General features: G+C 52.5%; 7 protein-coding genes and 4 pseudogenes. 7 read left to right on the top strand and 4 right to left on the bottom strand.

Features of this window, described 5'->3' with window-relative positions; all coding sequences use genetic code 11:
• Window positions 1-44: 44 nt before the first annotated feature.
• A complete protein-coding gene (locus CS369_RS11950) occupies window positions 45-1442 on the bottom strand; it encodes a NarK family nitrate/nitrite MFS transporter (RefSeq protein ID WP_196907266.1) in 1398 nt (465 codons plus the stop codon).
• Window positions 1443-1858: 416 nt separating this feature from the next.
• On the opposite strand from CS369_RS11950, the pseudogene narX reads away from it, so the two are divergent.
• Both narX and narL read left to right on the top strand, forming a co-directional pair.
• Window positions 1859-3670, top strand: a pseudogene (gene narX, locus CS369_RS11955) (nitrate/nitrite two-component system sensor histidine kinase NarX).
• A 1-nt stretch (window position 3671) separates the two neighbouring features.
• Window positions 3672-4322, top strand: coding sequence for a two-component system response regulator NarL (narL, locus tag CS369_RS11960; RefSeq protein WP_196907292.1), 651 nt, complete (start codon window positions 3672-3674; stop codon window positions 4320-4322).
• A 48-nt stretch (window positions 4323-4370) separates the two neighbouring features.
• Here the strand turns inward: narL and CS369_RS11965 are convergent.
• A pseudogene (locus tag CS369_RS11965) lies at window positions 4371-5155 on the bottom strand (PhzF family phenazine biosynthesis protein).
• Window positions 5156-5515: 360 nt separating this feature from the next.
• Here CS369_RS11965 and CS369_RS11970 point away from each other — a divergent pair.
• Together CS369_RS11970 and CS369_RS11975 are read left to right on the top strand one after the other, a co-directional pair.
• Window positions 5516-6808 (top strand): acyltransferase, encoded by a 1293-nt coding sequence (locus CS369_RS11970; protein WP_196907267.1) that lies wholly within the window; start codon window positions 5516-5518, stop codon window positions 6806-6808.
• Window positions 6809-7072: 264 nt separating this feature from the next.
• A complete protein-coding gene (locus CS369_RS11975) occupies window positions 7073-8119 on the top strand; it encodes a DUF481 domain-containing protein (RefSeq protein WP_196907268.1) in 1047 nt (348 codons plus the stop codon).
• Window positions 8120-8217: 98 nt separating this feature from the next.
• On the opposite strand, the gene CS369_RS11980 is transcribed toward CS369_RS11975, so the two are convergent.
• Window positions 8218-8916 (bottom strand): gamma-glutamylcyclotransferase, encoded by a 699-nt coding sequence (locus CS369_RS11980; RefSeq protein ID WP_196907269.1) that lies wholly within the window; start codon window positions 8914-8916, stop codon window positions 8218-8220.
• Between the two features lie 306 nt (window positions 8917-9222).
• Here CS369_RS11980 and CS369_RS11985 point away from each other — a divergent pair.
• The 3 genes and pseudogenes from CS369_RS11985 (at window position 9223) to dauA (ending at window position 13297) form a co-directional block, all read left to right on the top strand.
• Window positions 9223-10040, top strand: a pseudogene (locus CS369_RS11985) (siderophore-interacting protein).
• A gap of 301 nt (window positions 10041-10341) precedes the next feature.
• A complete protein-coding gene (chaA, locus tag CS369_RS11990; protein WP_196907270.1) occupies window positions 10342-11442 on the top strand; it encodes a sodium-potassium/proton antiporter ChaA in 1101 nt (366 codons plus the stop codon).
• Between the two features lie 152 nt (window positions 11443-11594).
• Window positions 11595-13297, top strand: a pseudogene (dauA, locus tag CS369_RS11995) (C4-dicarboxylic acid transporter DauA).
• 64 nt (window positions 13298-13361) lie between these two features.
• Here the strand turns inward: dauA and CS369_RS12000 are convergent.
• The gene (locus tag CS369_RS12000; protein WP_307833698.1) at window positions 13362-13733 is read right to left on the bottom strand and encodes a hypothetical protein; all 372 of its coding nucleotides are present in this window, start codon (window positions 13731-13733) and stop codon (window positions 13362-13364) included.
• Window positions 13734-13786 lie beyond the last annotated feature (53 nt).

Consider the following 13786-nt stretch of genomic DNA (forward strand, 5'->3'; position numbering starts at 1 on the left):
CCGGAATGCCAGAGGTGACGGGTAGCTCACCATCAGGTTATCGGCTATCGCGCTGTTTTATGCCCATAGAACAGCCAGGTGATCAACACGCACACCCCATAACACAGGATAAACACTTTTATTGCCCCCGCCGGTGAACCGGTCAGCTCGAGTGACGTACCGAACGCTTTGGGGATAAAGAACCCGCCGATGGCGCCAATGGCAGAGATAAAACCAAGCGCGGCAGCAGAGTCTGTCGCCGCTTCACGCAGCGCATCGTCATAGCTGCCACCACGCGCTTTAACGCGTTCTGCGGTCAAACGATGGAAAATCACGGCAATCATCTGGAAGGTCGATCCACTGCCCAATCCGGCGGTGAGGAACAGCAGCATAAACAACCCAAAGAACACGGCGAAGCTGCCCGCATGACCATCCGTAGCCAACGATAGATAGAGCAATACCGAGAATAGCGCCATCAAGATAAAGTTGATCAGCGTGACACGTACGCCAGCAAAACGGTCGGACAGCATGCCGCACACCGGTCGCGCCAATGCGCCAAGCAGAGGGCCAAAAAACGCGTAGTGCAGGATAACAATATCGGGAAATTGCGTTTTGGCGAGCATGGCAAAGCCCGCAGAAAATCCGATAAACGAGCCAAACGTGGAGAGGTAAAGAAAACTGAGTACCCACAAATGCAAGCGTTTGAGCACCGGCATTTGCTGACTGATGGAGGCTTTGGTGGTGCTCAGATCGTTCATGCCAAACCAGGCCGCCAGCGAGGCCACCAGCAGGAAAAGCACCCAAATCCAGGCGGAGCGATACAACCACACCGTGCTGCCATCCGTCTGTGCTACACCGCCAGCCGCGCCAAGCAACGGCAAGAAAATGACCAGCGGCACCAGAATCTGCATCACGCTAACACCCAGATTATCCAATCCGCCATTCAGCCCTAGCGCACCCCCCTGCCTGGCTTTAGGGAAAAAGAAACTGATGTTCGCCATGCTGGACGCAAAGTTCGCCCCAGCAAAGCCGCACAGCAACGAGATGATGACAAAGGTGTGATACGGCGTTTGCGTATCCCGCACCACAAACCCCAGCCACAGGCACGGGATCACCAAAATCATGGTACTCAGGGTGGTCCAGCGTCGTCCACCAAAGAGGGGGATGACAAAGGAGTACGGTACGCGCAGCAACGCGCCGGACACCGAGGGCAGCGCGGTTAATAAAAACAGCTGATCAGTCGAGAAGTGAAATCCCACTTTATTCAGGTTAACGGCCACGGTGCTAAACAGCATCCAGACGCAGAAAGAGAGCAATAAGCACGGGATGGAAATCCACAGGTTACAGGTGGCAATGCGCTGCCCCTGCCGTTGCCAGAAATCGGGATCTTCCGGGTACCACTCGCCAATGGTCGCGTTAAGCGGCTTGCACGTAGGATCATTTGTTGTTGAAGGTTGCGTCATAAAAACCTCAGTGAGTAAAACTCGGTATATAACTTTGAGGGAAATAACAGGGCATTCAGGGCGCAACATGAGGGATGCTAGTGTAAATAAAATTGATATGAATTAACGCCCTGTCAGGTAAAAAACGCCCTTTCTACTCCATCCACCACCTTGTGAGTAACCCTGCGTTAAAAAATAAAAACCGCGAATTCAGCCCGTTAACGCAACTTCACCCTCAACTACTCCCAGCTATGACCCGAGACGGATATTTGTGGGTACTTATTAAGGGGTATGGGGTTATAGCGAAGGATGGTGAAGAATGCAGACCTATCAGATACCTTTCGCTTTGTCGTCTGATTCAGCGATACAGCACACGTGCAAAAACAGGACATTTGTTGAACAACGCTTTGAGCGAAGGATGGCGACGTGGAGTTCCCATGGTTAAACGTCTTTTACTGCCGCTGTCGCTGACACACCAGGTAGCGATGCTGATGTTGTTACTCGGACTGCTTGGCATTGTGGGTATGGGCATATCCAGTTGAATGTCGCAGAATATTCAAGGAAATGCGCACGCCATCAATAAAGCGGGCTCCTTGCGTATGCAGAGCTATCGCCTGCTCTCCATGATGCCGTTATCCAACAGCAGCCACATTTACCAGGACGATCTCGAACGTGATGAGACCAACAGAGATTTACAGCAGGCGGTGCTGCGCGAAGGGTTGAGCGAACCGTTTTCTCAACTGCGCGCGTTCTGGCAAACCCAATTGCGTCCCCAGTTGCAGCAGGCGTCTCGCCCGGATGAAGCCGCCAGAGATGTTGCTGCCTTTGTCGCGCAGTTGGATGATCTGGTGTTCGCCATCAACCACAGCACCGAAGAACGCATTGCGTTGGTCACCAAAATCCAACGCCTGTTTATCGCTCTGATGGGCATGGTGCTGCTGGCAACCATTCTCTATTTACGTCACCGTTTGCTGACACCGCTGCGTAAGCTGGTCGCCATGGCGCAAGCCATCGGCCACGGTGATTTCAGTGAACGCGTCAGCCTCTCCGGCAAAGATGAAATGAGCACGCTGGCGCAAGCGTTGAACAGTATGTCGGATGAACTTTCCGCTATCTACCACCAGTTGGAACAAAGCGTTGCGGAACAGACCACCCGTCTGCGCCAGAAAAACGATACCCTTTCCTTTCTGTATCGCGCCAGCCGTCGTTTGCATACCAACGCGCCGCTGTGCAGTCGGGTGATGCCTATTCTCAACGAATTGCCCGCGCTAATGCCGCTGAACAATATCCAACTGCGACTGTATGAGAGCAATAACCAGGAGCAGTTTCATCAGTTCAGTCACGAAGCACCTTACGATGCGGCGAGCTGTCCTGACGCCAATTGCCAAAGCTGCGGTGTATACAGAAACGCGAATACTGCCAGCGGAGAGCCGCTATTTTGGACGCTGCACGATCAACACCATCAATATGGCATGGTGCTGGCCACTCGAGCCGGTGAATGCGAACTGAGCCCGGATCAACAGCAGTTGCTGAATACCCTGCTGAGACAACTCACCAGTACATTGACACTGGAACGACAATCTGAACACCAGCAGCAACTGATACTGATGGAAGAACGTGCGGCAATTGCGCGTGAATTGCATGATTCACTGGCCCAATCGCTCTCTTGCCTGAAAATTCATGTCAGTTGCATTCAGGTGCAAGGCGGAAATCTGTCAGATGAGATACGCAGTCAGTTGACCGAAATGCGTGAAGAACTGAACACCGCCTAGCGTCAACTGCGTGAGCTATTGACCACATTTCGACTGCAACTCAACGAATCTGGCCTGTTGCCCGCACTGCGCGCCACCGTCGAAAAATATGAAAAACGCTTGTGATTTCCTTTGCAGTTGCATTATCAGTTGCCACCACAAGCGGTATCGGCCCATCAGGGAATTCATGTCCTGCAAATCGTGCGTGAGGCGCTCAGCAATATCTACAAACATGCGCAGGCAAGCGAGGTGGACATTACGCTGGTGCGGCGCGAAAAACGTATCGAATTGACCGTACGTGATAACGGCATCGGCATCGTTCAAGATAGCCAGCGCGCCAATCATTACGGTTTGATTATCATGCGAGACCGCGCACACAGCCTGCATGGAGAGTGTGTTATTGCGCGCCATCAGGATGGCGGAACGCAGGTGAAAGTGACTTTTGACGCAGAAAACCGCTACCGCCCGGAATTAACAGGAGAAGACCATGACGAATGAAATGCCAAACGACGATAGCGCGACCCTTTTATTGATTGACGACCATCCAATGTTGCGCAATGGCGTAAAACAGTTGCTCAGCATGGTGCCCGGTTTGCGTGTGGTGGGTGAAGCCAGCGACGGGGAACAAGGCGTGATATTGGCGGCAGAGTTAGATCCAGACCTGATTTTGCTGGACCTGAACATGCCCGGTATGAACGGATTGGAGACGCTGGTGCGTTTGCGAGAAAAGGCGCTCTCTGGCAGCGTTGTCGTCTTTAGCGTTTCCGATCATGAAGATGACGTGGTGAGCGCCTTGAAAAACGGGGCGAATGGCTACCTGCTTAAAGACATGGAACCGGAAGATTTGTTGGTGTCGTTGCATCAGGCGGCATCGGGTAAGATTGTGCTTAGCGAAACCCTGATGCCGATCCTCGCCGCCAGCCTGCGGGAAAACCGTCAGGGGAGCGATCGCAGTATTCAGCAGTTGACGCCCCGTGAGCGCGATATTCTGAAACTGCTGGCACAAGGGCTTGCCAATAAAGTGATTGCACGCAAGCTTTCCATCACGGAAAGTACAGTGAAGGTGCACGTTAAGCATCTGCTGAAAAAAATGAAGCTGAAATCGCGTGTGAAAGCGGCAGTGTGGGTGCTGCAAGAGAAAATCTTTTAATCGCCGGGAGCCGCCATAAGCGCCATCCGGGCAGCACCACGTTGACGGTTAACGCAAGAAGACTTTACCTTCCAGATAGGTGACAGCCTGGCCGCTAATCAGCACCCGATCGCCTTGCCATTGGCAATGCAAATCGCCGCCACGGGCTGAAACCTGGCGTGCACGCATCGTGGTTTTTCCTAATCGATCGTGCCAATAGGGAATCAACATGCTGTGCGCCGAGCCAGTGACCGGATCTTCGGCAACGGCTTCTCCCGGGCAGAAAAAGCGGCTGACAAAATCATAGTCGTCTCCCGGTGCCGTCACGCACACCAATTTGCCCAAGTGTTTCATGGCGTGAATATCTGGCGTTAACGCTTCGACCTATTGTTGGTTTTCCAGTACCACCAGATAATCGCGTGCCGCACGTACCTCAACCGCGTCGTCGATCCCCAAACAGCGCAACAACAGCGCGGGCGGCGTGACCGGCTCCGCCTGCCAGGCAGGGAAATCAAGCGTCAAACCCGCATCACTGCGCGTGACTGTCAGTTCCCCGACGAAACGGGTCGAGAAACGGATCGTATCTCCCGCGTGCCCCATGGCGGTGAAAATCACATGCGCTTCCGCCAGCGTGGCGTGTCCACACAGGTTGATTTCACCCTGCGTGGTAAACCAACGTAACGCAAAGCCCTGCTCTGAGGGTACAAAAAAGGCCGTTTCTGGTTGTGCTGGCGTGCCATCTGCAACAAGCGTTCATTCGGCAACCATGCCGTCAATGGGCATACCGCTGCCGCATTGCCGCCAAACGTGTGCTGTGTAAACGCATCGACCAAATAAAAATCCACGATTAACATTGTTACTCCTTGATTGCCAGGCTGCTTAGCGCTGTTCTGTGAGATTTAATCGCCCTATAAACATTACTGTCATTCATGCGTTCGATCGGATTTTATTCACGGGTAAACCTGAATACAGGTGAAAAAAGAGAGTCTTCCTTCTTTAAAAAACTTTACATTTCTTTTCATTTGGTTAAATAACACCATGAATATTAAACCATTCATAAACTATGAGTGGGGATTATTGTCATAATCCTACTTATTCCCTCTATTTACTTCGCTAAACTCACATTAAGAGTCGTTTTTTGCTATTCGCCACAGTAATGATTTTCGACGCCGTTTGGCGTAATGCGCATTGCTGCTCGGCGCAGAGGGACAATCATGATTAAACAGCGTACAGAACGCTTTATCGGACTGGAATGGCTGCGTTTTCTGCTCAGCTGCTATGTGATGATCTATCACACAGCCCATGTTTATCCCCAGGTAAAACGTATGCCTTTTTTAAGTGAACTGACAAGCATGGTTTTTTTCGCCACCAGCACCTTTTTCGTGCTTTCCGGTTTTTTGCTGGCCCACGTTTATATTCACGGTGGGCAATTGCGCGAACCCGCCCGCCATTTTTGGGCCAAACGGCTGTTCACCCTTTATCCCATCCATATCATGGCACTGCTCGCCTCTATCGCCGTGGTCACCCTGATGCAATGGCTAGCAGTTCCGCCGGAAGGTCAGGTCGCCAGCGCACGCTTTGTCATTTATGACACCAATGAGCCGAATGTCGATCCGGAAAGCCTGCGCCATTACATGACCAATGCACAATTGCTCTTCAATGGCCTGCTGCAAGTGTTTATGCTGCAAGCGTGGAATCCCCACTTTCTGACGTTCAATGCCCCGCAGTGGTCGCTCTCAACGCTGTTTTTCTTCTATTTGCTGTTCCCTGCACTGGGGCCACGCTTACTTAATAGTCGTCACCCCTGGCTGTGGCTTGGTATTGTTTGTCTGCTCTATTTGATACCACCTGCCTGGATTATTTGGAAGCAGCAGCTTGGTATGCCCTACACCGGTTTACTGCAACGCGGACCTATTTTCCGTTTGCCAGAATTTTTAGCAGGGATTTTAGGCTATGCTCTATTCCGCTATTATCGCGATCGCGCCAGAATGCCGCTGACCAGCGGCCAACGTTCGGGGATTGCCGCGTTCATTCTGCTGAATTTCATCGCAGGTGCTTGGTTGTTCAACAATGGCGAGGCCTACTGGTATTTCTTGTTGCACAACGGTCTGCTGCTGCCCGCTCAGGTGGGATTAGTGTGTCTGAGCACGCTGGCACGCGATCCGGATAGCCACTGGCTGCGCCATTGGTCACCGCGGTTGGGTGCAGCATCACTCTCTATTTTTGCGTTTCATGTCCCGCTGTTTAATCTGTTCCGAACGCTGGAGCAGTTGTTGTGCGGCGATCCTAAGACCTTCTTTAACGATTGGGAGCAGTGCGCAGTGGCCGCCGGGAACGTGCAGCTTTCACTGCCCGGCTACGGTATATTTTTGCTGGCAACCGTGGTTATCTGCTTACTGTTCCAGGAGCAAATTGTGACGCGGGTGCGCCAATTTCTCACAACGCGTTTTCTGCCACGTAAGGCGCGTCCTGAGAGAAACCTACGCAAGCCACAACAAACGGCGTGATGTCCCTCCCCTCTCTTCGCGCCACCGGACGGCGCAAAGGGGATAGCACCTTATTGAAAGGTGATTTTGATCTGGTTATAGCGCTTAATCATCATTGATATGTTTTATAACAATTTAGATTCTAACGAATCGATGTTTTATTGTAGAGTCAGATCACATTTCCTGTTACTGTTTGCAGTGCCGAAATTAACGGCCCAACTGCTTTAGCCAGCGCCATTGGCAGCATTATTCATCAACGACTTCCACTGTATTATCTCCCAAAAAATGACACATACTAAACGCGCACTATCTTCCCTGGGGTTGGCCTTTGCTCTAGCAATGACTGGCACGTCTGCAAGCTACGCCGATACGGTCTGGCTCAACAACGGGGACAAAATTACCGGGAAAATTACGCTGCTTGACGGCGGAAAACTGTTTATCACCACGGATTATGCAGGCTCCGTTTCTGTTGCCTGGGATCAGGTCAAAACCTTCGAATCCGACCACGGGTTGGTAATTCAGGGAGAACGCTATGAAAACGGCGTGCTGTATCCGAGCCTGAAAGCGGGTGAAAACCGTTCCGTCGTCGGCGCGCCTGCCGGTGCAGGTCAAGGTGAACAAACGCTGGCTCTGACCAATATCAAATCTATCGTTACTGCAAAACCGTTGGTCACTGACTTCTCCTGGAAAGGCAATATCGACGCCGGGATGTCGCACAAGAAGAGCTCTACCGAGACAGAAAACTACGACGTCACCCTTGATACCCGGATGCGCCACGGCACCTGGCGTCATAACGTGGATGGTACATACCACGAAGCCACCGAGAATGATGTTCGCAGCACCAAGAATGCCTCCGGCGAATACGCACTGGATAAATTTCTCGATGAGCAATGGTTCGTCCAATCGCGTTACTATTACAAACGCGACTGGATCGAGAAAATCAAGGTCAACCGCTCGTTCGGTCTTGGTCCCGGTTACCAGTTCTGGGACAATGATTTAGGCGCGTTCTCTCTGACGTCTCTGGTCAACAGCCAAACCTTTACCTATCAGAATGAAGCGGAAGGCAAAGAGGACAACTTCTACTCCGCCGGTCTGAAATGGGCCTACAACCGTTATCTGTACAGCAAAACCATTGAAGCCTTCACCAACGGTGAAGTTGGGCGTTCTCTAGATGGTACTGCCCCCATCTATTTGAAAGCGGAAGGCGGCTTGCGCTTCAAATTGACCGACTGGTCTTCATTGAGTATGCGCGTGGTGCGCACCCGCATCGAAAGTAATCAAGGGGATGTGGACGATACCATGTATACGCTAGGCCTTGGCGTAGGTTGGTAACCCGTTGCGTCGCCATTGACTGATTTATTGCGGTCAATGGCGACGCGCTAAGGTGTTGTTCGATGATGTGTTAATTAACGCGATGTTGGTTAACGATGCTAAACGCCCCACCAGTCGCCCTGCTGTGGATGTATCTGCTTCGCCTGTTCCTGAAGCTCTCTCACCCGCTGCGCCAGCGCCGTTAAGCACTCATCGGCCATACCGTGTTTTTTAAGCTCCTCTTCCAGTGCAAACAGATACTGTGCGTTGGTTCCCAGCGGACCACTGGCTCTGGCAATCAGGGGAGCAACGCGGTGTATGCAGGTATCCGCTTCAATCAGCGGATGTTGCTCTTGCGAAACAAACACCAACGCCGTGAGTGTTTCGCCGTTTTGGCAGTGCAGATCGCACCATTCCGGACGGTAGCAACCGGTAATCATCTCGCGCTTCCACAGCAGTTTCAGATCCTCACGCAGTGAGTCCTCCGGCAAACGAAATGCCATTCCGGTCGTTTTCCCACCTGGCGTTAATGCCAGCATGCGTCCAGGTTGCGTTGCCGTACCGCGTCCTGCCGTAAGGCGCAGGCAAAATGCGCGCTGCCAGCCTGGAAGTGTGGCCAAACGGGCTTCCTCCGGTGTAAATACCGGATTCCACATCAGTGAGCCGTAGCCAAAGACCCACACCGGGCTATCAGGGCGACGTGATAGCGTCTGGTTCAGGGAGTCCGCTCGCTGCTGAGGCGTGAGCAGCAAGTTTTCTTCGATACAACCAAAAGACGTACCACAATCAGCTTTTTGTAAAAAATCGCTTGTTAACAATACCTTACCCCTTAACAGCCAATAACCGAACAATAACCGCCGCGTTCTTTCTGACAAAAACAGCGTAACTGCTTAAAATTTCTGCAACTGATTCCAGAATATGCCATTTTTTGTGTGGCAATCAAGCTTGATCTTAATCACAAAGGGTTAATGTAACGCTGAAATCGTAACAAAAAAGGGTGAACAACGCCTTTTTAGCCACGCGTGCTTTTTGCCTGTCACTAAAATAATAATCACTATCATCAACATGCTACGATGTTATCCATCACATCAATAACGATATCGGCTGAATGATGGAGAAATTTAATGGCTCATCCGACAGGTTTTCACCCAGCCCAACCCCGATTAATCCAGGTTAAACGCATCACCGATCTCTCACCGCACTTGCGCTGCATCACTTTTCACAGCGACACACTGCACAACTATCCAGCAGTCGGGCGACATGCCGCGCATATCAAACTGTTTTTAGCGCGCCCCGGCCAGAAAGAGCCTACGTTACCCACTTTGGGAGAACGACGCCCACAATGGCCAGAAGGTGAGGCGCGCCCCGTCGTGCGCACTTATACTATTTATGCATTCCGGCCCAAATTGGGCGAAGTGGATGTTGCCTTTGCGCTGCACGACCACGGCGGACCCGCCGTCACGTTTGCCCGCAACGCACAGCCCGGAGACAGAGTAGGCATTACTCAACCGGGTGGTCCGCACCCAATGCTGCCTGCGTCCAGCGCCTATTATCTGGCAGGCGATCCCTCTTCGTTGCCCGCTATTGCGGCGCTGCTCGGCGCGCTGCCCCCCATGCCGTTATCCGCATCGACAGCGAGGCCGATCGTCTGCTACTGGCCGCTCCCACCGGCCTCAGCGTGCATTGGGTGGTCGGCTCGACCGTCAGCACAGATACGTTGTTGCAACAGTTCCACGCCGTGACGCGCGATATTGACGCCAGCAGTGCATTTTTCTGGCTGGCGGGCGAAGACCGCATCGTGGTGCAACTACGCCGTTACGTACGCAGAGAACTCAAGGTTGAGAGAAATCAGCTCTACGCCATGCCATATTGGTGTGAAGGGTTAAACGAAGAGGATTATCACCAGAAACGTCACGATGTCATGGATAACCCGGATGATTGAGTGGGCTAAAATTCACTAGCCACATCAATACAGTGGGGAGAAAACTGCCAAATTCTCCCCACTAATCCTATTTTAGCCCTCAAAAATGTAAAATTACTTAAAATCTCCCACCTGCTGCGCGCATTCTGCTAATTTGCATTTGTTTTTTAGGCTATAACTATCTCTAAGCCACTTTTTTCCGCAACGTCACACCCTTAACCATGCATTGCCGTCGCTATCCGCGTGGCGCATGTAAAGAGAACAATAAGGTGTGCGGCACTGTTAGTAAGACTCAATACTTTATGATAAGGAGCCGCCCGCCATGAAGTCGCACACCGAGGTGATCAAAACGCGTCACCACGAATATTCCCTGATCTTCCCCATCATCGCGCTGTTTGTATTGCTGCAATGGAGCGATGCACAAAACCTGATGGCTATCCTTGGCATCAACTTTATTGCACTGGTGGGCATTCTCGCCAGCGCCTTTAGCGTAGTGCGCCATGCTGACGTGTTGGCCCACCGACTGGGCGAACCCTACGGCTCACTGATCCTCAGTCTCTTCGTCGTTATTCTTGAAGTGAGTCTGATCTCTGCGCTGATGGCCACGGGCGATGCCGGTCCAGACCTGATGCGTGATACGCTTTATTCCATCATTATGATCGTCAGCGGCGGCCTGGTCGGATTTGCCTTACTGTTAGGCGGTCGGAAATTTGCCACTCAGCACGTTAATTTGATCGGTATCAAGCAGTACCTGATGGCCATTTTCCCACTGGCAATTATCGTGCTGGTCTTCCCCACCTCACTGCCGGGCAGTAATTTTACCACCGGGCAAGCGCTGATTATCGCCCTCATCTCCGCCGCCATGTACGGCGTGTTTCTTCTGATCCAAACGCGCACGCACCAGAGCCTGTTTATCTACGAACATGAGGATGAAAGTGATGACGGCGACCCGCACCATGGCAAACCCTCTTCACACAGTTCGTTGTGGCACACCGCCTGGCTTCTAATTCATCTTGTGGCGGTGATCAGTATCACCAAAATGGACTCTGCGCAGCTTAATGCGCTGCTGACACGCATGAATGCCCCAGAGCAGTTCGCTGGCTTTCTGGTGGCGCTGCTTATTCTCTCTCCTGAGGGGCTGGGCGCTATCAAAGCGGTGCTGCGTAATCAGGTGCAGCGTGCAATGAACCTGTTTTTCGGATCGGTGCTCGCCACGATTTCACTGACCGTGCCAGCAGTAACCGTCATTGCCAGCTTAACGGGCAATACGCTGAATTTCGGTCTGGAAATGCCAAGCATCGTCGTCATGGTCTCGGTGTTGATGTTATGTCATATTTCGTTCTCAACGGGCAGGACCAACGTGTTGAACGGCAGCGCACATTTAGTGCTGTTTGCTGCGTATTTGATGACAATCATGCTGTGATCCTACAGGAAGGCCCTGATTTTACGTCAGGGCACCCTGTATTTTGATGTAAGTCTTAACACTCCGCGCTTAACAGGCGTATCCTACACTTCACTTATCGACGACGGGCCAACTGCCCGCCATTTTTTTGTCCTTTTTTGGTCTGACATAAGATGAAAACGCATGGAGTAAGCGGGGTTACGCTTTTTAGTGCGCTGATCGCCGCCTGTTGGCGCGAAAAATATACCGCACAACGTTTGGTTCACGACATTATCGCGGGAATCACCGTAGGGATTATTGCCATTCCACTGGCAATGGCGTTGGCGATTGCCAGCGGTGTTCCACCGCAGTACGGGCTTTACACCTCGGCAATTGCCGGGATTGTCATTGCGGTAACCGGAGGGTCACGCTATAGCGTTTCCGGCCCAACGGCAGCCTTCGTGGTGATTCTTTATCCGGTTTCCCAGCAGTTTGGCCTCTCAGGCTTGCTGATGGCCACACTGCTTTCCGGGGTGTTTTTGGTGTTGATGCGCGTCTGCCGTTTTGGACGCCTGATTGAATATATCCCGCTGTCAGTGACTCTAGGGTTTACCTCAGGCATCGGTATCACCATTGTCACTATGCAGATTAAGGATCTGTTTGGTCTGCACCTGACCACCGTGCCGGAGCACTATATCGAAAAAGTGATGGCGCTGGCACAAGCGCTCCCAACGCTGACGATGGCTGACACACTTATTGGCCTGACTACGCTGGCAGTGCTGGTTTTTTGGCCCAAACTGGGCATCCGCTTGCCGGGCCATTTGCCTGCGCTGCTGGCAGGCGTTGCTGTCATGGGTATCATGTCGCTGATGGGCCATGATGTCGCCACCATCGGCTCCCGCTTTAGCTATATGCTGGCTGATGGCTCGCAGGGTCAGGGAATTCCGCCTATTCTGCCGCAGTGGGAGCTACCGTGGAATGTGTCCGCAGCCGGTGAACCGGCCATGACGCTCAACTGGCAGAGCATTTCTGCCCTGCTCCCTGCGGCATTTTCCATGGCGATGCTTGGCGCTATCGAATCACTGCTGTGCGCGGTGGTGCTGAACGGTATGACCGGTAAAAAACACAACTCCAATGCCGAATTGATGGGACAAGGCTTGGGTAATCTGATCGCGCCGTTCTTTGGCGGCATCACCGCCACCGCGGCTATCGCGCGCTCCGCCGCCAACGTGCGCGCCGGGGCAACCTCCCCCATTTCGGCGGTGGTGCACGCGCTGTTGGTGCTGCTGGCGCTTTTGGTGCTGGCCCCCTGGCTTTCTTATCTGCCATTGACCGCCATGGCGCTGCTGCTGCTGATCGTCGCCTGGAACATGAGCGAAGCCCATAAAGTGGTGGATTTGCTGCGTCACGGCCCCAAAGATGACATCATTGTCATGCTGCTTTGCATGTCAATGACCGTGCTGTTTGTGATATGGTGATTGCGATTACGGTGGGGATTGTGTTGGCCTCTCTGCTGTTTATGCGCTGCATCGCCCAAATGACCCGGCTTAGCGAACGCCCTGAAACCTCATCGCCGACGCGACTGGTACTGCGGGTGAACGGCCCACTGTTTTTCGCTGCTGCGGAACGCATTTTTAACGACATTCTGCAACGTAGCGAGAATTATCAGACCATCATTCTGCAATGGGACGCTGTGCCGATTCTGGATGCCGGAGGACTGAATGCGTTCTTGAGTTTCAGCGATGCATTACCCGCTGACAAGCAGTTATTGATAACCGATATTCCGTTCCAACCGCTGAAAACGTTGGCGCGCGCCAATGTGCATCCTATCGCGGGACGCCGCACGTTTTATCCCACGCTGGAGCAAGCGTTGGAAGCAACGCAGTCTATCGATTAATCTGATCACCCATCGGGCCGCGCAAGCGGCCTAGACCGGTGTAATCTGGACGTTCAGGCATTCATTACGCTGCGACACCGTTGTTGACGCCGCGCAGGCTTCGCGGGATCGTCACCAACTGTTGCGACGTCAACGGATACGGCAGCACAATATTCAGTGCTGTCAGTTTCTGCTGCTGTGCCAGCGCGATCAGTCGCGTCAGGTTGGTTTCATCGTTGACCTGCGTGGAAAGCACCTGCATTGCCAGCATTTTCATTTGCTCTTGCGGGGCGACCTGACGGGCCGACGCAGATTTCGTCACCATGCCGATAATCGGCAACACGCCATACATGGCATCAATAAAACGCCAGCGTTTATTACACAGCGCTGCCAAATACTCAGCGTAATCAATACCTAACGCCTCATTGGAACACACAGACTCTGGGTTATATCCCATGTTCTTCTCTCCTGTTCGCCAGTGGGTTCATCGCGTCACTTGTACGTCAATCA

The sequence above is a fragment of the Candidatus Symbiopectobacterium sp. 'North America' genome (genome assembly GCF_015762685.1).
GTDB lineage: Bacteria > Pseudomonadota > Gammaproteobacteria > Enterobacterales > Enterobacteriaceae > Symbiopectobacterium.

What these genes read in the sequence shown, in the direction of transcription:
- CS369_RS11950 (WP_196907266.1), bottom strand. Translation starts at nt 1,442, where the DNA reads ATGACGCAACCTTCAACAACAAATGATCCTACGTGCAAGCCGCTTAAC.
- narL (WP_196907292.1), top strand. Translation starts at nt 3,672, where the DNA reads ATGCCAAACGACGATAGCGCGACCCTTTTATTGATTGACGACCATCCA.
- CS369_RS11970 (WP_196907267.1), top strand. Translation starts at nt 5,516, where the DNA reads ATGATTAAACAGCGTACAGAACGCTTTATCGGACTGGAATGGCTGCGT.
- CS369_RS11975 (WP_196907268.1), top strand. Translation starts at nt 7,073, where the DNA reads ATGACACATACTAAACGCGCACTATCTTCCCTGGGGTTGGCCTTTGCT.
- chaA (WP_196907270.1), top strand. Translation starts at nt 10,342, where the DNA reads ATGAAGTCGCACACCGAGGTGATCAAAACGCGTCACCACGAATATTCC.
- CS369_RS12000 (WP_307833698.1), bottom strand. Translation starts at nt 13,733, where the DNA reads ATGGGATATAACCCAGAGTCTGTGTGTTCCAATGAGGCGTTAGGTATT.